This window comes from Ruegeria sp. BB7 (genome assembly GCF_056539365.1).
On record NZ_JBQFUV010000006.1, the window covers coordinates 40,040 to 65,068 of the forward strand.

Genomic DNA, 25,029 nt, shown 5'->3' on the forward strand with positions numbered 1-25,029 from the left:
ACCCTACAACCAATCCCGCAAAATAGGGATCAATGGTACATCCGCCGCGGGCATCGAGTATTTGCGCAAGTCATTCGCGCGCACCCATTTGAGAGCCTGTCCTTCCTGTGACTGCGGTATCCCCTCCCACTTGCGGCAGGCAAATAGCGGCATGAGCAAGTGGAAATCATCATAGCTGTGGCTGGCGAAGGTCAGTGGGGCAAGGCACGAGGCCCAGGTGTCGATGCCAAGTTCTTCGTGCAATTCGCGGATCAGCGCGGCCTCGGGGGTTTCACCGGGCTCGATTTTACCACCGGGGAATTCCCACAGACCAGCCATGGATTTGCCCTCCGGGCGCTGCGCCAGCAGCACCCGGCCCTCGATATCGATCAGGGCGACAGCAGAAACAAGGACAGTTTTCACGAGCGATAGTCCGCGTTGATCTCGATATATCCGTGGGTCAGATCGCAGGTCCAGACGGTGGACTTGCCCTCACCCAGCCCCAGATCGACACTGATTACCAGATCCTGACCTTTCATGTATTCGGCAGCGGCGTCCTCGCTGTAATCGGGGCTGACCCAACCCTTTTCGGCCACCAGAATATCGCCGAAGGAAATGCTCAGCAGATCACGATCTGCAGCGGCACCCGATTTGCCGATGGCCATGACCACGCGACCCCAATTCGGGTCCTCGCCCGCGATGGCGGTTTTCACCAACGGAGAGTTCGCAATCGCCAGACCATGCACTTTGGCGTCGGCGTCCGTGGCAGCACCGGACACGCGGATTTCCACGAATTTCGTGGCCCCTTCGCCGTCGCGCACAACCTGCTGCGCAAGGTCCAGCATCACCATTTCAAGAGCCTCGGCAAAGGCAGCGTTGCCGGTGGCATTGACCCCCGACGCGCCGGTGGCGCACAGCAACAGCGAATCCGAGGTCGAGGTATCACTGTCGACGGTGATGCAATTGAACGTGCGATCCGTCTGCGCGCCCAACATCGCTTGCAGGGCCGATTGTTCGACCTGCGCATCGGTGAAGATGTAAACCAGCATCGTCGCCATATCCGGTGCGATCATGCCGGATCCCTTGGCAATCCCTGCAATAGAGACTGTTGTACCGTCAATCTCGACCTGCGCGCTGGCACCTTTCGGGAAAGTGTCCGTGGTCATGATGGCGCGTGCCGCGTCCTCAATCGCGTGACGGCTGAGGCCGGATTTCAGCGCCTCAAGCTGCGAGACAATGCGATCATGCGGAAGCGGTTCACCGATCACGCCGGTGGATGAGGTGAAGACCCGCTCAACCGGAACGCCGGTCGCCTTGGCTACGGCTTTCGTCACCTCAGCGACCGAGTTTTGGCCGTAGTGGCCGGTGAAGGCATTGGCATTGCCCGAGTTCACCAAAATCGCCGCAGGCCCGTCACTGGGACCACCGATCTTGTCCAGACAGTCCAGAACCGGCGCTGCGCGGGTTGCAGATCGGGTAAACACCCCGGCTACGGAGGTTCCGGGATCCAGCACGGCCAGCATGACATCTGTCCGACCCTGATAGCGCACGCCCGCCTCGACGGTGGCGAAACGCACACCGTCAATCGCAGGCAGATCGGGAAAGGCCGCCGGGGCCAGCGGGGATACTTTGGTAATCTTGGCCACGGGGATTACTCCTGAATCAGCTCAATCTGACGCAGCACTTCGGGGCCAGCGCCTTCCAGTGCAGGGCGATCAATTTCAGCGCCTTGCGTCAGTTCATCGATCCGGGCCTGAATGACGTCCTGTTGCAGGGTTTGGGCCAGTTCGGCGCGAACCTGCTCCAGAGCGGGCGCTTCGGATTTGCGTTTGTCGTTTAGGGTGACCACATGCCAGCCGAACTGAGTTTTCACCGGCTCGGACACCTGGCCTTTTTCCAGACCAATCACCGCCGCCTCAAAAGCAGGTACCATCTGGCCCGGCCCGAACCAGCCCAATTCGCCGCCGCTCGGCCCCGAAGGTCCGGTTGAATGCTCTTTGGCTAATTCGGCGAAATCTGCGCCATCATCCAACTGTGCCTTCAGATCGATGGCTTCTTCTTCGGTTTCGACCAGAATGTGACTGGCGTTGAACTCGTCCACGCCTTGGAAATCGGCGTATTTCGCGTCGTAGGCTTCTTGAATTGCCTCATCCGTCAGCTCTTCCTCGATCAGTGCAGTCACTGTCTGCACAGCCCTCAGCGAGCGCGTCTCGTTTTCCAGCGCCAGTGTGTTCAACCTGGTCAGCTCTTCTTGCTGCTGACCCAGCAATTGCTGCTGAATCAACTGATCGATAATCAGTTCGTACAGAACGTCGTCTTCGATCTGCTGGTATTGCTCGGGCAGCGCCGCCGCCGTAGCGATGACGTGACCCAAAGTGATTTCGTCACCGTTCACACGCGCAACTACGGCGCTGGCGTCAGGCTTGGTTTCGGCGGCCAGCGGCAAGGCCATCACGGCAGCAAGTGCAAGCGATGGCAGAAAAGTGAGGCCTTTGGGCATGGATTTATCCTATTTCTTTGCCGCGACAGGGCGCAGCGTTGACACTCTGGAACCTGCCGCTTACATCGCTTTGAAGCCTTGGACAGGGCCGCCTTTCACCCCCCGTATCTATGGGTTGCGCGCAAGGTGGGCAAGCCTGTCGCAACCAAGACAAGAACAGATCCGCTGGAGTGAACATGCTGGGACTCGGAACGCTCGCGAAAAAGGTGTTCGGAACACCGAACGACCGCAAGATCAAGGCGACCCGCCCGCTGATCGAAAAGATCAACGCGCTGGAGCCCGAGTTCGAAAAACTCACTGACGACGGACTGATCGAAAAGACTGAAGAACTGCGCAAGCGTGCGCTGGATGGCGAAAGCCTTGACGACCTGCTGCCCGAGGCCTTTGCCAACGTCCGCGAGGGCGCCAAGCGTGCGCTGGGTCTGCGCGCCTTTGACGTGCAGCTAATGGGCGGCGCTTTCCTGCATCAGGGCAATATCTCGGAAATGAAAACAGGTGAGGGCAAGACGCTGGTCGCCACTTTCCCCGCCTATCTGAACGCGCTGACCGGCAAAGGCGTACACGTTGTCACAGTGAACGAATACCTGGCCAAACGGGACTCGGAATGGATGGGCAAAGTGTTTGCCGCCGTCGGCATGACAACCGGCGTGATCTGGTCGGGCCAGCCCGATCCCGAGAAGAAAGCCGCTTATGCCTGTGATGTAACCTATGCCACCAACAATGAGCTGGGTTTCGACTATCTGCGCGACAATATGAAGGCCGAACTGGATCAGATTTACCAGAAATACCACAATTTCGCGATTGTGGACGAGGTCGACTCGATCCTGATCGACGAAGCGCGGACGCCGCTGATTATCTCGGGGCCGTCGCAGGACCGCTCTGACCTTTATACCGCCATCGACGGGCTGATCCCATCGCTGCAGGAAGATCACTACTCGTTGGATGAAAAATCTCGCAATGTGACCTTCACCGATGAGGGTAACGAGTTTCTGGAACAACAGCTGATTGCCGCGGGTCTGATCCCCGAGGGTCATTCGCTATACGACCCGGAAAGCACAACCGTCGTGCACCACGTCAACCAGGGGCTTCGCGCGCATAAGTTGTTCCAGCGCGACAAGGATTACATCGTCCGTGATGGCAATGTGGTGCTGATTGACGAATTTACCGGCCGGATGATGCCGGGCCGCCGTTTGTCCGAAGGTCTGCACCAGGCCATCGAGGCCAAAGAAGGTGTGCAGATCCAGCCCGAGAACGTGACGCTGGCCAGCGTGACTTTCCAGAACTATTTCCGCCTGTATGACAAGCTGGGCGGCATGACGGGTACAGCCCTGACCGAGGCCGAGGAATTTGCGGAAATCTACGGTCTCGGCGTGGTCGAGGTTCCGACCAACAAGCCGATTGCCCGTGTGGACGAGGACGATCAGGTCTATCGTACTGCCGCCGAGAAATACGGCGCGATGATCGAACAGACCAAGGAAGCGCAGGAAAAAGGCCAGCCGGTCCTGCTGGGCACCACGTCGATCGAGAAATCCGAATTGCTGAGCCAGATGCTGCAAAAAGAAGGCATCGAGCACAACGTTCTGAACGCACGCCAGCACGAGCAAGAGGCGCAGATCGTTGCCGATGCGGGCCGTCTTGGCGCGGTGACCATCGCCACCAACATGGCCGGTCGCGGCACCGACATTCAGTTGGGCGGCAATGTGGAAATGAAGGTTTTGCAGGCGCTGGCCGAAAACCCCGAGGCCGACCCCACCGAACTGCGCGCCGCCGAAGAGGCCCGCCATGCGGAAGAGAAAGAAAAGGTTCTGGCTGCGGGTGGTCTTTATGTGATGGCCTCGGAACGCCATGAAAGCCGCCGCATCGACAACCAGTTGCGTGGCCGTTCTGGCCGTCAGGGTGATCCGGGCCGCACCGTGTTTTACCTGAGCCTCGAAGACGACCTGATGCGCATCTTCGGCTCGGAACGGCTGGACAAGGTTCTGACCACGCTGGGCATGAAAGAGGGCGAAGCCATCGTCCACCCCTGGGTCAACAAATCGCTGGAACGGGCGCAATCCAAAGTCGAAGGCCGCAACTTCGACATGCGTAAGAACGTCCTGAAATTCGACGACGTGATGAACGATCAGCGGAAGGTTGTCTTCAGCCAGCGGCGCGAGATCATGTCCTCGGATGACCTGTCCGAGATCGCCTCGGACATGCGCGAACAGGTGATCGACGATCTGATTGACGAATACATGCCGCCGAAATCCTATGCTGACCAATGGGACACGGACGGTCTGCACGAGGCGATCAAGGACAAGCTGACCATCGACGCGCCCGTGCAGGAGTGGGCCGCCGAAGAAGGCGTGGATGACGAACAGGTGCGCGAGCGCCTGATTAACGCCGCCGATGAGATGATGGCGCAGAAAGTCGCCGCATTCGGCCCCGAAAACATGCGCAACATCGAAAAACAGGTTCTGCTGCAAACCATCGACAGCAAATGGCGCGAGCATCTGCTGACGCTGGAACATCTGCGCTCGGTCGTTGGGTTCCGAGGCTACGCCCAGCGCGACCCGCTGAACGAATACAAGAACGAAAGCTTCCAGCTGTTTGAAAGCATGCTCGACAGCCTGCGTGAAACCGTGACTCAGCAATTGTCACGTGTGCGCCCGCTGACCGAGGAAGAGCAGAAGGAAATGCTGGCGCAAATGCAGGCACAGCAAGCACAGGCGCAAAAAGCGGTCGATCAGGCCGCTGACCGGGCCGAGGCTTTGGCCGAGGCCGACGCTTCGGGCGACGCGCGCCCCGGCTTTGTCGAAGACAATCCCAGCACATGGGGTAACCCATCGCGCAACGACAAGTGCCCCTGCGGGTCCGGCAAGAAATTCAAGCACTGCCACGGCCGCCTGACCTAATAAAGCGGCAATTGAGACACATTGAGTCCACCTCACGGCCACATATTGGCCGTGATTCAACTTCAATGTCGGATTCGCTCCTTCAACTGGGGAGGGTGTCTTGTTTGTAATTAAGAACTACGTGACCACCGGCGGCACCGTCGCTTGCGCTCTGGCAATTGGTTACCTGATGCAGAACGGATCTCTGGCGTCGCCGACAGGCACGCCGGAACCTGAACGCGTGGTTTCCGAAGCCTCAATCATTCCCGGGCTGGAGAGTATTGTTCTGACCTCCTCGACCCCCGCCCGTAATACGGAACCAAACACTATTTCGATACAGCCCGTTGTGAAAGCCAGCAAGTCAGCCCCCTCTGACGGCGGTGATTGCAACCTCAGCGCTCGAGCGCATGCTGTCCCCGGTGCTGCCGCACGTTTGATCGTCAAAGCCCCCTGCCACGGCGATGAACGCATCGAAGTGCATCACAGCGGCCTGACCATTACCCAGAAAACAGACGCTAATGGCGTTCTGGATCTGACCATACCGGCTTTGTCGGAATACGCGATCTTCCTGATCTCGCTTGAAGATCAGAAAGGGACCGTTGCCACCACTCACATCTCCGATATCGGCCAGTATTCCCGTGTCGCCCTGCAATGGCAGGGTGAAACTGACCTTCAGATTCACGCATTGGAATTCGGCGCCAGCTATGGCGATGCAGGTCACGTTTCTGCATCGTCTGACGCGCAGGGCACAGGCAATGTCGTGCATCTTGCACAGCCCGCTTTCAGCGACGCACGCAATGTCGAAGTGTACTCCTTCCCCGAGGGTCAGTCTCAGCAATCCGGCTCTATCGAACTGACGGTCGAGGCCGAGGTGACGGCGGAAAACTGCGGCAAGGACTTGAACGTGCAGTCACTGGAGTTGCGTGGCGATCAGAAACTGCGCTCGCGCGATTTGGCGCTGAGCTTTCCGGACTGTTCCAGAACCGGCGAGTTTCTGGTGTTGAATAATCTGTTCCAAAACCTGACAATCGCGGCAAATTAAACCGCAGGCAGGCTCGACGTTCTTATGACAATTTTCCGTGTGGCGATCGCTGCACTATTCTCGGCGACTCTTTCTTCGGTCGTACAGGCGCAGGATATCACGCTGACCTCCCATGACGGCCATGTCGAAGTAACCGGCATATTGCTGGGATTTGATGGTGAATTCTATCGCGTTGACACACAATTCGGCGAACTGACCGTGGATGGCTCAGGCGTCACCTGCGATGGTCCTGCCTGCCCGAACCTGACCGATTTTGTAGCCGAGCTGCGGTTTTCGGGATCGTCGGTCATGGCAGAAAAGATTCTGCCTGCCCTAATGATGGGTTTTGCCAAACAGGAAGGTTTGTCCGCTAAATCCGCAAAGTCGGATGCGAATACTTTGACGTACGAACTGCACCAGCCCGGACGCGATGCACCGTTGGGCCGGTTCTTTTTTGACATCGGCAATACAAGCAGCGGATTCGCTGATCTGGTCGACGGTCAGGCTGACATCGTCATGGCCCTGCGCGAAATCCGCCCGGAAGAGTTGGCAGCCGCACAAGCAACTGGATTGGGTGATCTAACCCATGCGCGCCGCTCCAGAGTTGTGGCTCTGGACGCTCTGGTACCCGTCGTGGCACCGGATAACTTGCTACCGCATATCTCTTTGGCTGATCTGGCGCTGGTGTTTTCTGGCGAAGTTACCAATTGGTCGGCCTTGGGCGGGCCGGACGCGCCGATCGCACTTCACCTGCCCGAAGCCGGATCAGGCCTTGCACAGGCGATCGAGAGCCAATTGTTGAGGTCAACCAACGCGGCCCTTCCCGCAACCATCACCAGACACAGCCGCAGCAGCGATCTTGTGCGCGATGTGGCAAACGATCCTTTTGCGATCGGCATCGCTAGCCAAGCCGAGGCCGAAGCGGTCCGGGCTTTGCCGTTGGCCGGGGGGTGCGGTCACACGCTGATGGCCACGCGGCAATCAATCAAGACCGAAGATTACCCTCTGACCTCGCCGATGTTCCTGTACTTGCCCGAACATCGCCTGCCGCGCGTTGGCAGGCAGTTTCTGGCATATACCCAAAGCGCCGACGCCCAAATGGCGATCCGCAAAGCGGGTTTTGTCGATCAGGCCCCTGAAATGATTCCCATCGACCTACAGGGAAACCGGCTGGCAAATGCCATCGCTGCGGGCGGCACCGAGGTTGAGATGGACGAGCTTCAGCGTTTGGTCACCACGTTGCGCCCCATGTCCCGCCTGTCTCTGTCCGTCCGCTTTGAGGCAGGGTCTTCTCGTCCTGACGCGCAATCGCGATCGAATATCCAGCAATTGGCTCAACAGCTTGAGGCAGGCACGCTGGACGTGCGCAAACTGGTTTTCATCGGCTATAGCGATGGTGATGGTGCTGCTGCTTCTAACAAACGGATCGCGTTGATGCGCGCCAAGACGGTGCGCAACGCGGTACTGGCGGCAGTGGAAACCGCCATCCCCAGCAGTGTCGAGCTTGAGGTCGACGCCTTTGGCGAAGCGATGCCCATGGCCTGCGACGACTCGGAATGGGGGCGCAAAGTTAACCGACGGGTTGAGATCTGGGTAAAGTAACCATTCACAAATATCCCTCGGACCGAAAACTCAGCTCGGTCGATTTGCCAATTATCAAGTGATCATGCAACGTCAGCCCCAATGCCAGGCAGGCATCCTGAATCCGGTTGGTCATATCGATATCCGACTGCGACGGTGTCGGATCGCCCGAGGGGTGATTATGCACCAGAATGAGCGCCGAGGCGTTCAACTCCAACGCCCGTTTCGCCACTTCGCGCGGGTAGACCGGGACATGATCCACAGTGCCCTTGGCCTGTTCCTCGTCCGCGATCATGACGTTCTTGCGATCCAGATAGAACACCCGGAATTGTTCGGTCTCGCGATGCGCCATTGTCGTGTGGCAATAGTCCAGCAGCGCGTCCCAACCCGAGATTACATGCCGCTGCATCACCCGCGCGCGGGCCATACGGTGGGCACAAGCTTCGAGGATTTTCAGGTCGGTGATTACCGTATCACCTACACCCTTGATCTGGCGTAGCCGGTCCTCGGACGCAGTTAGAACCCGGTTGAAATCGCCGAACGTATCCATCAGCGCCCGCGCCAGTGGTTTGACGTCCTGTCTGGGGATCGAGCGAAACAGAACCAACTCCAGCAATTCATAGTCAGGCATCGCCGCCGAACCACCTGACATGAAGCGTTCGCGCAGCCGCTTACGATGATCCTTGATGTAAGACGGCAAGCGACCTGTGGGCAGCGGCGCCACCGGGGCTTCGTCACTTTCAAACAACATGGGGGCTTCGGCAAAGGCGTCCTGAGTCATGCGCTCAGACTGGCGTAGAATCGGTTTCCGAAAGGTTAACGCGCCTCACCCGCCATATGCGCGGTGGCGCGGCGGACCAGCATATGCAGCAGGATCGAGAACACTCCCAGCGTCAGCATCGCGGCAAACATCAGATCGGTCTTTGCCCTGCCATTGGCCAGCAGCATCAAATACCCAAGCCCCTGCGACGACCCAACCCATTCGCCGATCACCGCCCCGATGGGCGCGTAAACAGCAGCCAAGCGCATCCCCGAAGCCAACGAGGGCAACGCCGTCGGTATCCGAATATGCCACAATATTGCGCGCGGATTGGCCTGCACCGTACGCGCCAAATCCAGATACCCAGCAGGGGTTCGCATCAGCCCATCAAAAAAGGAGGATGTAATCGGAAAATAGATTATCAGCACCGCCATCGCGACTTTGGACCAAAGCCCATAGCCTAGCCAAAGGGTTAGCAGCGGTGCCAGTGCAAAGACCGGCAGAGCCTGCGTGAACACCAGCATCGGCTGCACCAGCACCCGAGCTGCACGCGAATTTGCAAGTTGCAGGGCGGTGATCGCCCCTAGAATCGTGCCGCAGGCCAGCCCGATCACCACCTCAACAGCCGTAATCCATGTGTGCTCGGCAATAACCCAGCGGTTCTGCCACCAGGTCTCGGCCACCAAGGCCGGGCCAGGCAAGATGAATTTGGGCAAGCCCGTCAGGGTGACAATCCCCTGCCAGATTGCCAGCGCGAAGAGGGTCGCAGCAATGGCCGAAAGGGTTTTCATGCCGCCTCTCTCAACAACCGAAATAGCGCGCCCTGAGTTTCCAATGTCTCAAGGTCGTCCACATTGCGCGGTGTCTGGGACGATGGCAGCTGGCATGCAGTCAGCCCTTGCTGCGTCATTACAACAATGGACTGACCCAGTCGCGCAGCCTCGCCCGGATCATGGGTCACCAACAAAACCGTGCGGCCCTGTAAGGCTTCTGCCGCCAGATCCTGCATATCCGCCCGAGTACGAGCGTCGAGAGCCGAGAATGGCTCGTCCAGTAGGACGATCGGGCGATCCTCCATCAATGTCCGGGCCAGCGCCACACGTTGGCGTTGACCGCCTGACAATTCAGACGGCTTCTTGGCCATGTGATCCTGCAGGCGCATCCGCTCGATCAGCCGGTCACGCCGGTTCAAGTCGGGTTTCTCGCCGCGCAGCCTGGCCCCGATCGAGATATTCTGCGCAACCGAGGCCCAAGGCAGCAGCAAGTCATTCTGAGCCATGTATGCCACGCGGTCCGAGACAGGCTGCCCATCGCTGGCAGTGATTTTCCCGGTGAATTCCGCGCCGGTTTCCAAACCGGCGATCAGGCGTAGAACCGTGGTTTTACCAACCCCCGATCCACCCAGCAGACAAGTCCACTGACCCGCTGCAAGGGTCAGCGTCAGCGGCGCAAACAGGTTCGCACCGTCTATCATGGCGGACCCGCTGATGGTCAGATCGGGCGCAGGGGTCACGGTGTCAGTCCCATTTGCCAGAAGTTGACCTCAAGCTCGGTGGCTGTGCGGAAAGTTTGGCATAGGCGATTCCATCGCGGTGAGGCTTCGAAGTCGCCTCCAATACGTATTGTTAGAGCCGAATCCAGCAATTCACCAACCGCAACACAGGCGGCTTGATAGTCGTCGCTGGCATACGTGTTGATCCAGTCGCGATAGATATCCGACGTGGCGTCAGCAGCCAGCCTTGTACCGATTTCGCCATAACCCATTACACAAGGCGCAAGAGCCGCCAACAGGTCGAGCAGATCGCCGCTATACCCGGCCTCGAGCACATAGCGCGTATAGGCGAGGTTCTCGGCGCGTTCCGGGGTGGCGAACAGCTGATCTTGTGGGATACCCTCGGCTTCGCAAATCCCGATATGCAGCTTCATCTCTTCGCTGATCAACCCGTTCACGGTGCGTGCGGCGGCCAGCATTTCCTCGTGCGTTTCCGATTTCACCACCGCCAGCGCCCAAGCTCGGGAAAAGTGGATCAAGAACACGTAGTCCTGCCGCAGATAATGCAGGAACGCTTTACGCGGCAGCAAACCGTCTTTCATGCCTTCGACAAAGGCGTGGCGGGTATAATTCCGCCACGGCCCCTGCGCCGCATCACGCATCAGCGTGAAAGCTTTGCCATAGGAACTCATTGCACAGTCACGTCGATGGTGATGTCGCTGACGGGGTTAATGCTGTCGATCATGCCGCTGTCTTTCAGGAATTCCTCAAAACGGGCATAGCGACCGGCATCAAAACCTGCGGGGCGCAGGGCAAATCGGGGCAGAGTATCCACCCAGGCGCGGGCATTCAGTTCATCCTGCAGCTCTGTCGAAGTAGCTGCGAAAATCTCCCAGCTTTTCTGAGGGTTGTTCACGATGAACTGAGTGGCTTTCTCCGTGGCTGCCAAAAAGCGCGCAATCTTGTCGGCGTCCATCGTTTCGGGGTTGGCGACATAGATCAGCTCGTCATAGGGTGGTACGCCTTCCTCCTCGATATAGAAACAACGGCCCGCGACACCTTCGATATCCATCTGGTTCAGTTCAAAGTTGCGGAAGGCCCCGATCACCGCATCCACCTGTCCGGTCATCAACGACGGCGATAGAGAGAAGTTCACATTGATCATCTCGATATCGTCCAGCGTTACGTCATGGGTGTTCAGCATCGCCGACAAAACAGCCTCTTCCACGCCAGCAACGGAAAAACCGACCTTCTTGTCCTTCAGGTCAGCCAGCGTTTCGATCGGACCATCCTCAAGCACCAGCAGGCAATTCAGCGGAGTGGCGACAAGCGTGCCAACCCGCTTAAGCGGCAACCCCTCGTGAATCTGCAGGTGCAGCTGCGGCTGATAAGACACCGCGAGATCCGCCTGCCCGGCAGCCACCAGACGAGGCGGGGCCGAAGGGTCGGCGGGTGGAATGATTTCAACCTCAAGCCCCTCATCGGCGAAGTAGCCGTTTTCCTGCGCCACGATGATGGGCCCGTGGTCGGGGTTGATGAACCAATCCAGCAGAACGGTCATCTTGTCTTCGGCCCAGGCCGGCGCGGCGGCCAGCAGGGCAATGGCTGTCATAAGCTTTTTCATGTCTCGCGTTTCCTTTTCACTCACGAGGTTGAGGCCGCGACGAGGACGATCTCGCCCGGCCAATCCGGTTGAATTTGTTCGGCTGCCCGCCATGCCCGCAGGCCGGTAGCACAGCAGAGAGCCAATCTTTGGTTTTTATTAGGCTCTGTTTTCAGAGTTTGCAGATCGATACGCCGCGCATTGGGATGGATAGGTACAGGGGCTTCTTCCGCGCTGCGAAGCTCGACGATCAGATCATTTCCTGTCAGTTGACCGGCAGACAGAAATGGGAAATGCGCAACCGGTTCCGGCGTGCTGTCAAAGCGGAAACCGGTGCTGCGCAGCGTACGCGCATCGAACTGCACCATTTGCCCCAGAGGTGACGGATTCAGCCCCAGGATCACGGCCAAGGCCATCTGCGCCTGCATCGCACCAATCATCGCCACCACAGGACCCAGTACCCCGGCGGAGGCGCAGCTTGCACCGCTATCCGGGGCCTCGGGGAACACAGCACGCAACGAGGGTGCGCCGCCACAAAACCCTCCGACATAGCCGGAAAGCCCTAGCACCGACGCGCTGATCAGCGGTTTACCGAGATCAAGACAGGTGTCCGAAAGTGTGTAACTGGCGGCGTAGCTGTCTGCGCAGTCCAGAATGACATCGGAATCGGCGACAAAGCTTGCGGTATTTGCACTTGTTAGAGCCTGTTGTTCGGCAAAAATCGCAATTTCATTGTTTAGAGCGCGACAGCGCTCGGCGGCCACCTCGGCCTTGGGGCGGCTACAATCTGCTTCGGTGAACAAGGTCTGACGATGCAGGTTCGACAGGGCAACCTTATCCCGGTCCATTATGGTCAGGTGCCCGACCCCTGCCCCAGCCAGTAACGGCAACACTGGCGCAGCTAACCCACCCGCACCGACAACCAATACACAGGCCGAGGATAGACGGTCCTGCCCCTCTGCTCCGACTTCGGGCAGGATAACTTGGCGGGCATAACGGCTCATCGCGTGACCTCAATCCAGTCGCGCACGCGCGCCTCAGGGTCGGTGCTCAAGGTGATGTCGGTTACGACCGAGACAATATCCGCCCCTGCCTGCAACACACCCGGCGCCCGTTCGACGCTCATCCCGCCAATACCGACCAGAGGGATGTCACCCACGCGAGCCTTCCATTCGGTGACACGCGGCAATCCCTGCTGTTCCCACTTCATTTTCTTGAGGATCGTCGGATAGACGGGGCCGAGCGCCACATAGTCCGGGTCTATCGCCAAAACGCGCTCAAGCTCATCGTCATCATGGGTCGAAACGCCCAGTTTCAGCCCAGCCTTGCGAATAGCCTTCAGGTCGGCGTCATCCAAATCCTCCTGGCCCAAGTGAATCCAGTCGCAACCGGCATCAATGGCCATCTGCCAGTAGTCATTCACCACCAGCACAGCTTCATGCGTGCGGCACAAGTCCCGCGATTGGAGAATCTGCTCTTGGACCATTGCATAGGGCTGATCCTTGATCCGCAACTGTACCAGTTTCATGCCCAAGGGCAGCATCCGGCGCAGCCAGTCCGAGTGGTCGAAGATTGGGTAGAACCGGTCGAGGCTCATGACAGAAACGCCTTTCCGATCACGGGGGTTGACGGTTCTGCCATGTCGCGTGCTGCGATCGGGTCTGCCTGACAGGCCAACTGCCCGGCCTCGATCGCCAACTTCATCGCACGCGCCATCGCCGTTGGATCGCCCGCCCGTGCCACAGCCGTGTTCAGCAGGACGGCGTCATAACCCAGCTCCATCGCCCGCGCTGCATGGCTGGGCAGACCAATCCCAGCGTCAATGACCAGCGGGATATCCGGAAACTCGGCCCGCATCGCGCGCAGAGCGTATTCATTGTGCAACCCACGGCCCGATCCAATTGGCGCGCCCCAGGGCATCAATACCTCGCACCCGGCGGCCAGCAGTCGTTCGCCAACGATCAGATCATCGGTGGTGTATGGAAAGACCTCAAACCCGTCTTCGGTCAGGATGCGCGCTGCTTCGACCAGTTGGAACACATCCGGCTGCAGACTGTCGGTATGGCCGATCAACTCCAGCTTGATCCATTTGGTATTAAACACCTCACGCGCCATAAGGGCGGTGGTCACAGCCTCTTTCACAGTATGACACCCGGCTGTATTAGGCAGGACCAGCACGCCCAGATCGCGGATCATTCGCCAAAACGTCTCACCCGCCCCCGATTCACGCCGCAGGGACACAGTGGCGACACCTGCCCCACTTTCACGAAAGGCTTGTTCCAGAATGGCCGGGCTGGGATATTGCGCAGTGCCCAGCATCAACGGATTGGGCAGCTCAGTGCCGTAGAGGGTCTTCATGATCAGCCACCCTGCATTGGCGACAGAACCTCAACCCTGTCACCATCGTTTAGCGCTTGCCCAATGCGCAGGCTCGATGGCACGAATTCCTCGTTCACGGCCGTCGCAACTCGGCCAGAGAAACCGCATTCTACCAGCAACTCAGAAAGGGTTTCCGCACGCACCTCTTGCGGCGCGCCATTAAGCACGATCTTCATCAACCAACTCCGAGTGTTTGTTTTCAAGCGCCAGATCGGCCACGCCCTGCGCCAATGCGGGCGCCAACAGATATCCGTGGCGATACAGGCCATTCGCATAGATTGTTCGCCCCAGCCGCCGGACACGGGGCAGATTGTCAGGAAAAGCCGGGCGCAGGTCGACGCCGATTTCCAACACCTCTGCTTCGCCAAAAGCCGGGTTCAGCGCATAGGCGGCGCTGAGCAATTCCAGCATCGATCGCGCAGTGATGCGGCTGCTGTCTTCGCTTTCGATCATCGTCGCGCCCAGCATGTAGACGCCATCCCCGCGCGGTACGATGTACAAAGGCATGCGCGGGTGCAACAGGCGAACAGGGCGTGTCAAAACCACATCCGGGCAGCGGATCACCAGCATCTCACCCTTGACTCCACGCAGATCATGCAACACTTCGCGCGCGTGCAGACCTCGACAGTCAATTGCATTGTCCAACCGTGTGGGCGCGAGTTTTCGGTGAAAGACGACCCCTTGCGCCTGCAGGTCACGGCTTAGATCGCGCATCGCCTGACGTGGGTTCAAATGGGCTTCTTCCGCAAAGTACAGGCCTTTGTTGAAACCACTTAGTTCAGGCTCTAATTCTAGGATTTCTGGCTGATTAACTTCGTTAAAACCGTCAGTTCGACGCGCAAACCGCCGCAGATCCGGCAGGTCGCGCGGATTGGCAACAACCAACGTGCCGCGCCGCTCTACCTTGGTTCGCGCGGCCCACCAATCCAAAGCCTGTCGCCCCAATCGCAACACCGGTTCTTCGGCGTTTTCGAATTCGCACCAAGGGGCCAACATACCGCCCGCCCACCACGAACACCCATGCGGACCCGGAGGGCCACCAGGATCGAAGACCTGAACCTTGGCCCCGCGCGAGACAAGCTCGCTTGCCACGGCCAACCCGGCCACACCAGAACCTATGACCGACCAGACCGTCACGCAGGCCACACGCGGTAGAAGTGGTGCACCGGGCCATGGCCACGACCAATCTGCAAGCTATCTGCCTGCGCAATTGCCCCTTGCAAATAGCCATGCGCCTGAGCAACCGCATCCACCAATGGCAATCCTTGGGCAAGCCCCGCCGCAATCGCGGAAGACAAAGTACACCCTGTGCCATGAGTATTGCGCGTAACTCGCCGTGACGCCGTGAATTCAGCAACCTTCCCCGAGGCATCGATCAGAAGATCATGACAGATGTCTCCATACCCATGGCCTCCCTTCATTAACACCGAATGCGCGCCCAGATCGCACAATGCCAACCCCTGTTTGACCATCTGATCCGGCGTTCCCGCCTCAGCGTCACCCAGTAAACAGGCGGCCTCGGGCAGGTTTGGGGTCAGCACGGTTGCGCGGGGCAGCAGGATGTCCCGCAACGTGTGAACAGCATCCCGCGCCAGCAATGCGTCTCCGGATTTGGCAATCATCACCGGGTCAAGAACGACCGGCCCTGCAAATTCAGAAAGGGCACGTGAAACGGTCTCAATAATATCCGGCGTCGCCAACATTCCGATCTTGATCGCGCCGACATCCAGATCCGACAACACAGCCTCGATCTGAGCAGCAATCACATCCAGCGGTATCCCATGCACTGCTGTCACGGCTTGCGTGTTTTGTGCTGTTACGGCTGTCACCACGCTTGCGCCATAAACGCCCAAGGCAGACATGGCCTTCAGGTCAGCCTGAATCCCGGCTCCACCGCCGCTGTCCGAGCCTGCAATAGTTAAGGCAATATGCGCCATATCGTTGCTCCATCTTCAAATGGGCAACGCAGCATGGAAAACGTCTTTGCATATTAGACCGTTCCCTACGCCGGTATTGCCCGGATCAGGTTCGATGGGTTAGCGCATTCACGCCTCTCAGCCCCTTGTTCGGGGCACCCCAACGGTTGGTCGGACATTCTCAGGCGATAGAAAGGGATTCAAGGGCCAATTTTGACTTACAAGACAGTCAAACTGGACTTATGAAAAAAGCCAGCCCCTTCGGACCGGCTCTTTTCTTGGGTTCCTATGGGCTGGACATCAGCCCTTCATACCGTCCCAGAACGACTTGACGGATGAAAAGAAGCTTTTGGACTCTGGGTGGTTGTCTTCACCCAGGTCATCAAATTCACGCAGCAGCTCTTTCTGGCGGCTGGTCAGGTTGACCGGGGTTTCCACGGCCAATTCGATGAACATGTCACCGATGCCACCACCACGCAGGGCAGGCATTCCCTTGCCGCGCAGGCGCATCTGGCGGCCTGATTGGCTTCCGGCTGGAATTTGCACACGACCACGGCCACCATCAATGGTTGGCACTTCGATTGAGCCGCCCATCGCGGCCTTGACCATGCTGACCGGCACGCGGCAGTAAAGGTTCACGCTGTCGCGTTCGAACAGTTTGTGATCCGAGACCTCGACAAAGATATAGAGATCACCCGGAGGACCGCCGCGCATCCCAGCCTCACCCTCACCCGCCAGACGAATACGGGTACCGGTTTCAACACCGGCAGGGATGTTAACGGACAGGGCACGCTCTTTTTCCACGCGGCCAGCACCACCACAGGATTTACAGGGGTTCTTGATGATCTGCCCCAGTCCCGAACAGGTCGGGCAGGTGCGTTCAACAGTAAAGAACCCTTGCTGCGCGCGCACTTTGCCCATGCCGGAACAGGTCGGGCAGGTCGTGGGTTCCACACCCCCTTCGGCACCCGAACCGTCACAGGAAGAACACGCAACGGCAGCCGGCACGTTGATGGTTTTTTGCAGACCTGCGAACGCCTCTTCCAGCGTCACACGCAGGTTATAACGCAGGTCCGAGCCCCGCGCCGCGCGACGGCCACCGCCGCCTCCGCGTTGGCCGCCCATGAAGTCGCCGAACAAATCGTCGAACACGTCCGAAAACGCACTTGAGAAATCACCCTGACCAAAGCCACCGCCCGGACGGCCGCCGCCGCCCATGCCATTTTCAAAGGCGGCGTGGCCAAAGCGGTCGTAGGCGGCCTTGCGTTCTGCGTCTTTCAGAACGTCATAGGCTTCGTTCGCTTCCTTGAACTGCGCCTCAGCATCCGGGTTGTCTTTGTTGCGATCGGGATGCAATTCTTTGGCCTTCTTGCGAAAACCCTTCTTGATCTCGTCCGCCGATGCGCCCTTGGATACGCCGAGCACATCGTAGTAGTCGCGTTTTGACATCAGTGTTTCCTTATGTCTCAACGTAATCGGGCCGGCCCGGCAACCGGACCGGCCCGCATTGGCCCGGTTACCCGTTAGTTACGCTTGTCATCGTCCAGATCTTCGAACTCGGCGTCGACAATGTCATCATCTCCCGGCGCGGCATCTGCTGCGGCAGGTTCATCGTCGCCCTCTTCGGCTTGCGCCTTGTAGATGGCTTCGCCCAGCTTCATTGCCGCTTCGGTGACGTTCTGGATGCCCGACTTGATCTTGTCGGCATTTTCAGTTTCCAGTTCGTCCTTCAGCGCGGCAATCGCCAGCTCGATGGCTTCGATGGTGGTCGGGTCGACCTTGTCAGCATGCTCTTCCATCGACTTCTCGGTCGAGTGGATGAGGCTTTCCGCCTGGTTCTTGGCGTCGACCAGCTCGCGGCGTTCCTTGTCGGCTTCCGCGTTCTCTTCGGCGTCCTTGACCATCTTTTCGATGTCCTCATCGGACAGACCGCCCGATGCCTGGATGGTGATCTTCTGCTCTTTGCCGGTGCCTTTGTCCTTGGCCGAAACCGAGACAATGCCGTTGGCGTCGATGTCAAAAGTCACCTCGATCTGAGGCATGCCACGCGGTGCGGGCGGGATATCTTCGAGGTTGAACTGACCCAGGATCTTGTTGTCCGCGGCCATTTCACGCTCACCCTGGAACACGCGGATGGTTACGGCGTTCTGGTTGTCTTCGGCGGTCGAGAAGACCTGAGACTTCTTGGTCGGGATCGTGGTATTGCGGTCGATCAGGCGGGTGAACACGCCACCCAGCGTCTCGATGCCCAGCGACAGCGGCGTCACGTCCAGCAGAACCACGTCTTTAACGTCGCCCTGCAGAACACCGGCCTGAATAGCGGCGCCCATGGCAACCACTTCGTCCGGGTTCACACCTTTGTGCGGCTCTTTACCAAAGAACTTGGTGACCTCTTCGATCACTTTCGGCATCCGGGTCATACCACCGACCAGAACAACCTCATCGACATCAGCAGCCGACAGGCCCGCGTCTTTCAGAGCAGCGGCGCAGGGCTTCATCGACTTCTTGATCAAATCACCAACCAGTGATTCCAGCTTGGCACGGGTCAGTTTCATGACCATGTGCAGCGGCTGGCCGTTCGAACCCATCGAGATGAACGGCTGGTTGATCTCGGTCTGCGAGGTCGAGGACAGCTCGATCTTGGCTTTCTCGGCGGCTTCTTTCAGACGCTGCAGCGCCATCTTGTCTTGCGACAGATCAACACCGTGTTCCTTTTTGAACTCATCCGCCAGATAGTTGACGATGCGCATGTCAAAGTCTTCACCACCCAGGAAGGTGTCGCCGTTGGTCGACTTCACCTCGAACAGGCCGTCGTCGATTTCCAGGATGGTCACGTCGAAGGTACCGCCGCCAAGGTCATAGACCGCGATGGTTTGAGTTTCTTCCTTGTCCAGACCATAGGCCAGAGCAGCCGCTGTCGGTTCGTTGATGATCCGCAGCACTTCCAGCCCGGCGATCTTACCGGCGTCTTTGGTGGCCTGACGCTGAGCGTCGTTGAAATAGGCCGGAACGGTGATAACTGCCTGCGTGACTTCCTCACCCAGATAGCTCTCGGCGGTTTCCTTCATCTTGCCCAGAGTGAAGGCCGAGATCTGGCTTGGGGAGTACTTTTCACCGCGGGCTTCCACCCACGCGTCGCCATTGCCGCCATTCACGATGGCATAGGGAACCATTTTCTTGTCTTTTTCGACTTCTGCATCATCCACGCGACGACCGATCAGGCGCTTGACGCCAAAGATCGTGTTGTCGGGGTTGGTGACCGCCTGACGTTTTGCAGGCTGACCGACCAGTCGCTCATCTTCGGTGAAGGCGACGATCGAGGGCGTGGTCCGCGCCCCTTCGGCGTTTTCGATGACCTTCGGCTGCGAGCCGTCCATGATGGCCACGCAAGAGTTGGTGGTCCCGAGGTCAATCCCGATTACTTTTCCCATATGTTCAATCCCTTTCTCTTCAAGGCGATGTCCGGGGTGCGGACCCGTTATGGCACCCGGCCCCGATCTGATATGCGCGAACGGCCCTACACCATCGCGCGTCCCGGCGTATATAAGGGCGAGATCAGAGCCCTGCAAGCGGTCTAAAAGGCCGGTTTTCGGGAATCTGTGGCCTTTTTGGCAAGGTTTTGGCAAGGATTGGGGAATCTTGAATGGCGCAGCTGCTTTTGCGCGGATTTGATATCAGAAAAGGGCATCTGAATGCCTCAGCACAGGCGCAGCTGATCGAGGAGCTGCGTCCGATTCTGAGATCGGCCCCCCTGTTCAGACCAATAACACCGTCAGGCAAAGAAATGTCAGTGCGTATGACTTCTGCCGGAAAGCTTGGCTGGGTCACCGATAAATCCGGGTACAGGTATCAGCCCCAACATCCCAAAGGGGTGGACTGGCCAGCAATTCCCGAACCAATCCTTAAAATCTGGCGCGAACTGGCCAGCGCTGATCGTGATCCCGATTGCTGCCTTATCAACTACTACGGGGAAAGTGCAAAAATGGGGTTGCATCAGGACAAGGACGAGGCCGATTTTTCGTGGCCGGTTTTGTCGATCTCATTGGGCGATGACGCCCTGTTCCGCATCGGCAACCAGACCCGAGGCGGCAAGTCCGAGTCGATTTGGTTGAGCTCTGGCGATGTGGTTATCATGTGCGGCCCGGCGCGACTGACCTATCACGGGATCGACCGCATTCGGTTTGGGTCATCGAAACTGCTGCCCAAGGGTGGGCGGATCAACCTGACCCTGCGCGTGGCCAGTTAACGACGGGCATTCCAGCTTTGAGACTCATGCTGGCGCGAAAAGAATATCCCCAACAGCCCGATCATCAAAAGGGCCACCCCCACCCATAGTGCGTATTCCCAGCTGGTATTGCGGGGGTAGTAGTTTCGAAAAATAAAACCCCGGCACTGATCGATGATGTGAAACAAAGGATTCCACGCAAACAAGGCCAGTGTCGCGCCGCCCAGTGCGTTTGCCACGAACATTTTCCCTGAAAAGATCATGTTCAAACGCCTGTACACGCTGGTCAGGATTGTAACTGTGCCCGGAAACCACGGCTTTAAGGCCATGAATACCACGCCAATTGCACAACCTGTGAACCAGGCCAGCATGAGCATCGCAAATGCGCCGCCAGGGTCCTGTACCTCGATCGGAGAGACCGCAACAACATAGAGAAACAGGATTATGATGATCGTCACCATCTGCGTGTAAAGCATGCCAAAAGCGGTCGCCAACAGCACCACCATCATGTTCATCGGTGAATGAAGCATCATCGGGTTATTGCCGGTACCGACACCTGCAATCGCGCTGACGGACTTGATGTGCGTGATGAACAAAAAAACGCCGGATAACAGGAAAAGTATGAACTCTCCTCGGATCTTAGCGACTCGCGGGCCCAGAAACGACATTATGGTGTAGAACACCGCGACCAAAGCCAGAATCTGGACGATATTAACAATGATCGCCAAGACTGCATTGTGATGTTGTGATCGCACGCTGCGCACGACGGCGTGAAATATCAACTCGGCGGTCGTAAACGCGCCGCCCAGCAATGTTCGGTTTCGCTTGAAATAATACACCCGAAGCGTCTTTCCCGTTTTTTCGCCTGCAATCTGCCACGAATTTCTTGCCGTTCCGTAACCACCACATCATAAGACCGTCAGAACATTCGATCAACAAAGCACAGGAACGGAGCATTTTTGTGACCTATGACGCCCTCATTCCCGTTATCCGACGTCTGGCCCTGGAAGCGGGCGACAAGATCATGGAAATCTACAATTCCGATGATTTCGACGTAAAGGTCAAATCCGATTCCAGTCCCGTGACCGAAGCGGATGAAGCTGCCGATGCCTTAATCTCGGCTGGCCTGCGCGAAGCGTTTCCCGACACCCTGCTGGTGACCGAGGAACAGGCAGCCTCACATTCTGAAAAAGGCGATACATTCCTGATCGTCGATCCGCTGGACGGTACCAAGGAATTCATCAACCGCCGCGGTGATTTCACGGTAAATATTGCACTGGTCGAAAATGGTGTTCCAACACGCGGCGTGGTTTATGCGCCGGCCAAGGGGCGGATGTTTTACACGCAGGCTGATGGTCAGTCAGTCGAAGAAACCGGCGCGTTGGACAAGGTGCATATTGGGGATGTTGGGCCGATTTCAGTCTCTAAACCAGACAATTCGGCACTTATGATCGTGGCGTCAAAATCGCACCGGGATCAGGCGACCGAGGATTACATCAACAAATACCGGGTCAAAGACAGCAAGAGCGCAGGTTCATCTCTGAAATTCTGTCTGGTGGCAACCGGCGAAGCTGACCTCTATCCCCGTGTGGGTCGCACGATGGAGTGGGACACTGCCGCAGGTCACGCCGTACTGGCAGGTGCAGGCGGCAAAGTCGTGCGGTTCGACGACCATTCGCCACTGACCTACGGCAAGGACGGCTATGCAAACCCGTTCTTTATCGCTTACGCTCCGGGTGTTGATCTCAAGGAAGCCTGAATGTCTGTTCTGATCGCCATTCCCGCCCGCTATGCCTCGACCCGTTATCCGGGCAAACCCCTTGTTCCGCTGACTGGAGCAAGTGGCAAAGCGATGACACTGATCGAGCGGTCTTGGCGCGCGGCATGCTCAGTGTCAGGAGTGGACAAAGTGGTCGTTGCCACTGACGACGACCGCATCCGCGAGGCAGCCGAGGGGTTCGGAGCCGAAGTGGTAATGACATCGGAAAACTGCCAGAACGGTACCGAGCGCTGCGCCGAAACCCATGCGAACTTGGGCGCTGATTACGAGATCGTGGTTAACCTGCAGGGTGACGCTCCACTAACGCCGCATTGGTTTGTAGAAGACCTGATCGCAGGCCTGCGCGCCGCGCCCGAGGCAGGCGTGGCCACGCCGGTGCTGCGCTGCGACGGGGACGCGCTGAACAGCCTGCTGAATGACCGCAAACATGGGCGCGTCGGAGGCACCACTGCCGTATTCGCTGCTGACCACAGTGCCATGTATTTCTCGAAAGAGGTCGTGCCCTTCACCGCGCAGACATATGCAAGCCAAGACGCGACCCCGGTTTTCCATCATGTCGGCGTCTACGCCTATCGCCCCGATGCCCTGGCCGCGTATCCCACTTGGCCCACTGGTCCGCTTGAACAACTGGAGGGGCTGGAACAGCTGCGATTTATGGAAAATGGCCGCAAGGTGTTGTGCGTCGAGGTCGAGGCCAAAGGTCGCCAGTTCTGGGAACTGAACAATCCACAGGATGTACCCAAACTGGAAGAGATGATGGCGGCGATGGGGTTGGATTGATCTCTATCCCTTAAGATGGATAGCTTGTTCAGTTAGTGTGCTTGGTCTTTGAATTCGGGAGAATAAATGACCAATATTCTTGTAACCGGCGGGGCCGGATATATCGGCTCTCACGCTTGCAAAGCGCTGGCGCGAGCGGGCTATACGCCGGTTACGTATGATAGCCTGATAACCGGTTGGCAGGACGCGGTGAAATTCGGCCCTTTTGAACAGGGTGATCTTCTTGACCGAGCTCGGCTGGACGAAGTTTTCGCCAAGTATCAGCCCGCCGCCGTGATGCATTTCGCCGCGCTCAGCCAAGTTGGCGAGGCAATGTCCCAGCCCGGCAGGTATTGGAGAAACAATGTCACGGGTTCTCTGAACCTGATTGAGGCCGCCGTTGACGCGGGGTGCCTGAATTTTGTGTTCTCGTCGACCTGTGCCACCTACGGCGATCACGACAATGTGGTGCTGGACGAAAGCACACCGCAGGAACCACTGAACGCCTATGGTGCCTCAAAACGCGCCATCGAAGAGATTCTGCGTGATTTCGAGGCCGCACTTGAGCTGAACCATGTGATCTTTCGCTATTTCAACGTAGCCGGTGCTGATCCGGATGGCGAAGTGGGTGAATTCCACCGCCCAGAAACCCATCTGGTGCCGCTGATGCTGGACGCTATCGACGGCAAGCGTGATGGGCTAACCGTCTTCGGAACCGACTACGACACGCCGGACGGCACCTGTATCCGTGACTACGTGCATGTCTGCGATCTAGTCGACGCCCACGTCCTGGGGCTGAACTGGTTGGAGCAGGGCAAAGGCAGCCGGGTGTTCAACCTGGGCACCGGCTCGGGCTTTTCAGTGATGGAGGTGATCAGCCATTCCAAAGCCGTCACCAACCGAGAGGTTCCATACTCTATCGGCCCCCGTCGCGCCGGGGATTGCACTAAGCTGGTTTCGGGCTCGGTCCGCGCGAGCAAGGAGTTGGGCTGGACCCCAAAAAGATCAACGTTAGAGACAATGATAAGCGACGCGTGGCGTTGGCACCAAAACGGCCACTACGAGAAGTGAGCCGCAGGTGACCGATACGCCAACCGACAGTCTTCCACCCATCGGATGGGTTCAGAAATATCGGTTGCGGCTTAAACGGCGCCGGTTGCGGTGGCGGTCCTTTCGCAGCCGCCATCAACTTACCTGCCTCAACGATCAAACCAAACAGATTAAACCGGGAAGCATTCTGGCCTTCACCACCCTGCGCAATGAAATCACCCGGCTGCCGTGGTTCTTCCACCACTACCGCGCGTTGGGGGTGGATCACTTTCTGATTGTCGATAACGGCAGCGATGACGGATCGGTCGAATTTCTGCGCACGCAGTCTGACGTGTCATTGTGGCAGACCGATGCCAGCTATCGCGCGTCACGTTACGGGCTGGATTGGCTGACATGGCTGCAAATGCGTTATGGGCACGGGCATTGGACCCTGATGGTCGATGCAGATGAGCTGCTGATCTACCCCGAGCACAACAGCAAATCGCTGCATGAGTTGACCGAGACACTCGACCAACAAGATCGCGTCGCTTTTGGCGCAATGATGTTGGACCTTTATCCCAAGGGGCCGCTGGGCGATCAGACCTATGAGCCGCGATCGGACCCAACCGGAACCCTGTGCTGGTTCGATTCTGGCCCTTACCGGGCACAGCGGCAAGTTCCGATGGGTAATCTATGGGTGCAGGGCGGTGCGCGGGAACGCATGTTCTTTGCCGATCGACCCCGTCATTCACCGACACTGAACAAAATCCCTCTGGTCCGATGGTCGCGGCGCTATGCCTATGTGAACTCGTGCCATTCAGCCCTGCCGCGGCATCTGAACGCCGCGTATGGAGGGCCGGGCGGCGAAATTCCTTCGGGCATTTTGCTGCACACCAAATTCCTGCCCGAAGTGGTGGACAAATCTAAAATCGAAAAGACCCGGCGCCAGCATTTCCACGATCCCGACCTCTTTGGGACCTACTATGATGCAATCGGCGACAGCCCCGATATGTGGACGCCGGACTCGGTTCGGTTTGATGGCTGGGCCCAATTGCAGCAATTGGGATTGATGGGGAAAGTTTTCTAAGCCGCGGCATATCTGACTAACGGTTTTTAAAGTCGTTGCCTTGAA

At 58.1% G+C, this 25,029-nt stretch carries 25 protein-coding genes and 1 riboswitch; of the genes, 8 read left to right on the forward strand and 17 right to left on the reverse strand.

All coding sequences use genetic code 11. From position 1 onward, the window contains the following. Positions 1-3: 3 nt before the first annotated feature. From mutT to ACR0D7_RS11630, 3 genes are read right to left on the reverse strand one after another with little or no spacing between them, the layout of a single operon-like run. Positions 4-402: an 8-oxo-dGTP diphosphatase MutT gene (gene mutT / locus ACR0D7_RS11620; RefSeq protein ID WP_480679154.1), complete on the reverse strand. Its 399-nt coding sequence runs from the start codon at positions 400-402 to the stop codon at positions 4-6. Beyond that, complete coding sequence (argJ, locus tag ACR0D7_RS11625; RefSeq protein ID WP_480679155.1) at positions 399-1,625, reverse strand: bifunctional glutamate N-acetyltransferase/amino-acid acetyltransferase ArgJ; 1,227 nt, start codon at positions 1,623-1,625, stop codon at positions 399-401. Before argJ ends, mutT begins: the two co-directional genes overlap by 4 nt. A gap of 5 nt (positions 1,626-1,630) precedes the next feature. Further along, positions 1,631-2,479 carry a peptidylprolyl isomerase gene (locus tag ACR0D7_RS11630; protein ID WP_480679156.1) on the reverse strand — a complete coding sequence of 283 codons (849 nt, stop codon included), beginning with the start codon at positions 2,477-2,479 and terminating at the stop codon, positions 1,631-1,633. Between the two features lie 176 nt (positions 2,480-2,655). On the opposite strand from ACR0D7_RS11630, the gene secA reads away from it, so the two are divergent. The 3 genes from secA to ACR0D7_RS11645 all read left to right on the forward strand — a co-directional run bounded on the left by secA (position 2,656) and on the right by ACR0D7_RS11645 (position 7,975). Continuing rightward, positions 2,656-5,373: a preprotein translocase subunit SecA gene (secA, locus tag ACR0D7_RS11635; protein ID WP_480679157.1), complete on the forward strand. Its 2,718-nt coding sequence runs from the start codon at positions 2,656-2,658 to the stop codon at positions 5,371-5,373. A 100-nt stretch (positions 5,374-5,473) separates the two neighbouring features. Next, positions 5,474-6,394, forward strand: a complete 921-nt coding sequence (locus ACR0D7_RS11640; protein ID WP_480679158.1) for a hypothetical protein — start codon at positions 5,474-5,476, stop codon at positions 6,392-6,394. 24 nt (positions 6,395-6,418) lie between these two features. Beyond that, positions 6,419-7,975, forward strand: a complete 1,557-nt coding sequence (locus ACR0D7_RS11645) for a phosphate ABC transporter substrate-binding/OmpA family protein (protein ID WP_480679159.1) — start codon at positions 6,419-6,421, stop codon at positions 7,973-7,975. Between the two features lie 4 nt (positions 7,976-7,979). On the opposite strand, the gene radC is transcribed toward ACR0D7_RS11645, so the two are convergent. From radC to dnaK, 13 genes are all read right to left on the reverse strand, one after another. Continuing rightward, the gene (radC, locus tag ACR0D7_RS11650) at positions 7,980-8,735 is read right to left on the reverse strand and encodes a RadC family protein (RefSeq protein WP_480679160.1); all 756 of its coding nucleotides are present in this window, start codon (positions 8,733-8,735) and stop codon (positions 7,980-7,982) included. Between the two features lie 35 nt (positions 8,736-8,770). Continuing rightward, positions 8,771-9,505: an ABC transporter permease gene (locus ACR0D7_RS11655; protein WP_480679161.1), complete on the reverse strand. Its 735-nt coding sequence runs from the start codon at positions 9,503-9,505 to the stop codon at positions 8,771-8,773. Then, positions 9,502-10,227 carry an ABC transporter ATP-binding protein gene (locus ACR0D7_RS11660; protein WP_480679162.1) on the reverse strand — a complete coding sequence of 242 codons (726 nt, stop codon included), beginning with the start codon at positions 10,225-10,227 and terminating at the stop codon, positions 9,502-9,504. Before ACR0D7_RS11660 ends, ACR0D7_RS11655 begins: the two co-directional genes overlap by 4 nt. Continuing rightward, a complete protein-coding gene (gene tenA, locus ACR0D7_RS11665) occupies positions 10,224-10,898 on the reverse strand; it encodes a thiaminase II (protein WP_480679163.1) in 675 nt (224 codons plus the stop codon). Before tenA ends, ACR0D7_RS11660 begins: the two co-directional genes overlap by 4 nt. Then, positions 10,895-11,830: an ABC transporter substrate-binding protein gene (locus ACR0D7_RS11670; RefSeq protein WP_480679164.1), complete on the reverse strand. Its 936-nt coding sequence runs from the start codon at positions 11,828-11,830 to the stop codon at positions 10,895-10,897. Before ACR0D7_RS11670 ends, tenA begins: the two co-directional genes overlap by 4 nt. A gap of 20 nt (positions 11,831-11,850) precedes the next feature. Then, positions 11,851-12,813 (reverse strand): ThiF family adenylyltransferase, encoded by a 963-nt coding sequence (locus ACR0D7_RS11675; protein ID WP_480679165.1) that lies wholly within the window; start codon positions 12,811-12,813, stop codon positions 11,851-11,853. Continuing rightward, positions 12,810-13,406 (reverse strand): thiamine phosphate synthase, encoded by a 597-nt coding sequence (locus ACR0D7_RS11680; RefSeq protein WP_480679166.1) that lies wholly within the window; start codon positions 13,404-13,406, stop codon positions 12,810-12,812. Before ACR0D7_RS11680 ends, ACR0D7_RS11675 begins: the two co-directional genes overlap by 4 nt. Continuing rightward, the gene (locus ACR0D7_RS11685; RefSeq protein ID WP_480679167.1) at positions 13,403-14,167 is read right to left on the reverse strand and encodes a thiazole synthase; all 765 of its coding nucleotides are present in this window, start codon (positions 14,165-14,167) and stop codon (positions 13,403-13,405) included. The genes ACR0D7_RS11680 and ACR0D7_RS11685 overlap by 4 nt, the downstream gene beginning before the upstream one ends. A 2-nt stretch (positions 14,168-14,169) precedes the next feature. After that, positions 14,170-14,364, reverse strand: coding sequence for a sulfur carrier protein ThiS (gene thiS, locus ACR0D7_RS11690; protein ID WP_480679168.1), 195 nt, complete (start codon positions 14,362-14,364; stop codon positions 14,170-14,172). Further along, complete coding sequence (locus ACR0D7_RS11695) at positions 14,348-15,325, reverse strand: FAD-dependent oxidoreductase (protein WP_480679169.1); 978 nt, start codon at positions 15,323-15,325, stop codon at positions 14,348-14,350. Before ACR0D7_RS11695 ends, thiS begins: the two co-directional genes overlap by 17 nt. Then, positions 15,322-16,125 (reverse strand): bifunctional hydroxymethylpyrimidine kinase/phosphomethylpyrimidine kinase, encoded by an 804-nt coding sequence (gene thiD, locus ACR0D7_RS11700; protein WP_480679170.1) that lies wholly within the window; start codon positions 16,123-16,125, stop codon positions 15,322-15,324. The genes ACR0D7_RS11695 and thiD overlap by 4 nt, the downstream gene beginning before the upstream one ends. 45 nt (positions 16,126-16,170) lie before the next feature. After that, positions 16,171-16,277: riboswitch (TPP riboswitch) on the reverse strand. 127 nt (positions 16,278-16,404) lie between these two features. After that, complete coding sequence (gene dnaJ / locus ACR0D7_RS11705) at positions 16,405-17,553, reverse strand: molecular chaperone DnaJ (RefSeq protein ID WP_480679171.1); 1,149 nt, start codon at positions 17,551-17,553, stop codon at positions 16,405-16,407. Positions 17,554-17,627: 74 nt separating this feature from the next. Next, complete coding sequence (gene dnaK / locus ACR0D7_RS11710; protein WP_480679172.1) at positions 17,628-19,535, reverse strand: molecular chaperone DnaK; 1,908 nt, start codon at positions 19,533-19,535, stop codon at positions 17,628-17,630. 212 nt (positions 19,536-19,747) lie between these two features. Here dnaK and ACR0D7_RS11715 point away from each other — a divergent pair, with 212 nt between their 5' ends. Then, on the forward strand, positions 19,748-20,350 hold the full coding sequence (locus tag ACR0D7_RS11715) for an alpha-ketoglutarate-dependent dioxygenase AlkB family protein (RefSeq protein WP_480679173.1): 603 nt from the start codon (positions 19,748-19,750) through the stop codon (positions 20,348-20,350). Here the strand turns inward: ACR0D7_RS11715 and ACR0D7_RS11720 are convergent. Continuing rightward, complete coding sequence (locus tag ACR0D7_RS11720) at positions 20,347-21,168, reverse strand: ABC transporter permease (protein ID WP_170382249.1); 822 nt, start codon at positions 21,166-21,168, stop codon at positions 20,347-20,349. The genes ACR0D7_RS11715 and ACR0D7_RS11720 overlap by 4 nt on opposite strands. A 122-nt stretch (positions 21,169-21,290) precedes the next feature. On the opposite strand from ACR0D7_RS11720, the gene cysQ reads away from it, so the two are divergent. The 4 genes from cysQ to ACR0D7_RS11740 all read left to right on the forward strand — a co-directional run bounded on the left by cysQ (position 21,291) and on the right by ACR0D7_RS11740 (position 24,984). Beyond that, a complete protein-coding gene (cysQ, locus tag ACR0D7_RS11725; protein ID WP_480679174.1) occupies positions 21,291-22,088 on the forward strand; it encodes a 3'(2'),5'-bisphosphate nucleotidase CysQ in 798 nt (265 codons plus the stop codon). Further along, positions 22,089-22,889 carry a 3-deoxy-manno-octulosonate cytidylyltransferase family protein gene (locus ACR0D7_RS11730; RefSeq protein ID WP_170570988.1) on the forward strand — a complete coding sequence of 267 codons (801 nt, stop codon included), beginning with the start codon at positions 22,089-22,091 and terminating at the stop codon, positions 22,887-22,889. A 66-nt stretch (positions 22,890-22,955) separates the two neighbouring features. Continuing rightward, positions 22,956-23,939 (forward strand): UDP-glucose 4-epimerase GalE, encoded by a 984-nt coding sequence (gene galE / locus ACR0D7_RS11735; protein ID WP_480679175.1) that lies wholly within the window; start codon positions 22,956-22,958, stop codon positions 23,937-23,939. Between the two features lie 7 nt (positions 23,940-23,946). Then, on the forward strand, positions 23,947-24,984 hold the full coding sequence (locus ACR0D7_RS11740; RefSeq protein ID WP_480679176.1) for a glycosyltransferase family 2 protein: 1,038 nt from the start codon (positions 23,947-23,949) through the stop codon (positions 24,982-24,984). Positions 24,985-25,029: the final 45 nt, after the last annotated feature.

Coding starts and splice junctions, on each gene's coding strand:
- ACR0D7_RS11630 (WP_480679156.1), bottom strand. CDS start 2,479: ATGCCCAAAGGCCTCACTTTTCTGCCATCGCTTGCACTTGCTGCCGTG.
- secA (WP_480679157.1), top strand. CDS start 2,656: ATGCTGGGACTCGGAACGCTCGCGAAAAAGGTGTTCGGAACACCGAAC.
- ACR0D7_RS11645 (WP_480679159.1), top strand. CDS start 6,419: ATGACAATTTTCCGTGTGGCGATCGCTGCACTATTCTCGGCGACTCTT.
- radC (WP_480679160.1), bottom strand. CDS start 8,735: ATGACTCAGGACGCCTTTGCCGAAGCCCCCATGTTGTTTGAAAGTGAC.
- ACR0D7_RS11655 (WP_480679161.1), bottom strand. CDS start 9,505: ATGAAAACCCTTTCGGCCATTGCTGCGACCCTCTTCGCGCTGGCAATC.
- tenA (WP_480679163.1), bottom strand. CDS start 10,898: ATGAGTTCCTATGGCAAAGCTTTCACGCTGATGCGTGATGCGGCGCAG.
- ACR0D7_RS11670 (WP_480679164.1), bottom strand. CDS start 11,830: ATGAAAAAGCTTATGACAGCCATTGCCCTGCTGGCCGCCGCGCCGGCC.
- ACR0D7_RS11675 (WP_480679165.1), bottom strand. CDS start 12,813: ATGAGCCGTTATGCCCGCCAAGTTATCCTGCCCGAAGTCGGAGCAGAG.
- ACR0D7_RS11680 (WP_480679166.1), bottom strand. CDS start 13,406: ATGAGCCTCGACCGGTTCTACCCAATCTTCGACCACTCGGACTGGCTG.
- ACR0D7_RS11685 (WP_480679167.1), bottom strand. CDS start 14,167: ATGAAGACCCTCTACGGCACTGAGCTGCCCAATCCGTTGATGCTGGGC.
- thiS (WP_480679168.1), bottom strand. CDS start 14,364: ATGAAGATCGTGCTTAATGGCGCGCCGCAAGAGGTGCGTGCGGAAACC.
- thiD (WP_480679170.1), bottom strand. CDS start 16,125: ATGGCGCATATTGCCTTAACTATTGCAGGCTCGGACAGCGGCGGTGGA.
- dnaJ (WP_480679171.1), bottom strand. CDS start 17,553: ATGTCAAAACGCGACTACTACGATGTGCTCGGCGTATCCAAGGGCGCA.
- dnaK (WP_480679172.1), bottom strand. CDS start 19,535: ATGGGAAAAGTAATCGGGATTGACCTCGGGACCACCAACTCTTGCGTG.
- ACR0D7_RS11715 (WP_480679173.1), top strand. CDS start 19,748: ATGGCGCAGCTGCTTTTGCGCGGATTTGATATCAGAAAAGGGCATCTG.
- ACR0D7_RS11730 (WP_170570988.1), top strand. CDS start 22,089: ATGTCTGTTCTGATCGCCATTCCCGCCCGCTATGCCTCGACCCGTTAT.
- galE (WP_480679175.1), top strand. CDS start 22,956: ATGACCAATATTCTTGTAACCGGCGGGGCCGGATATATCGGCTCTCAC.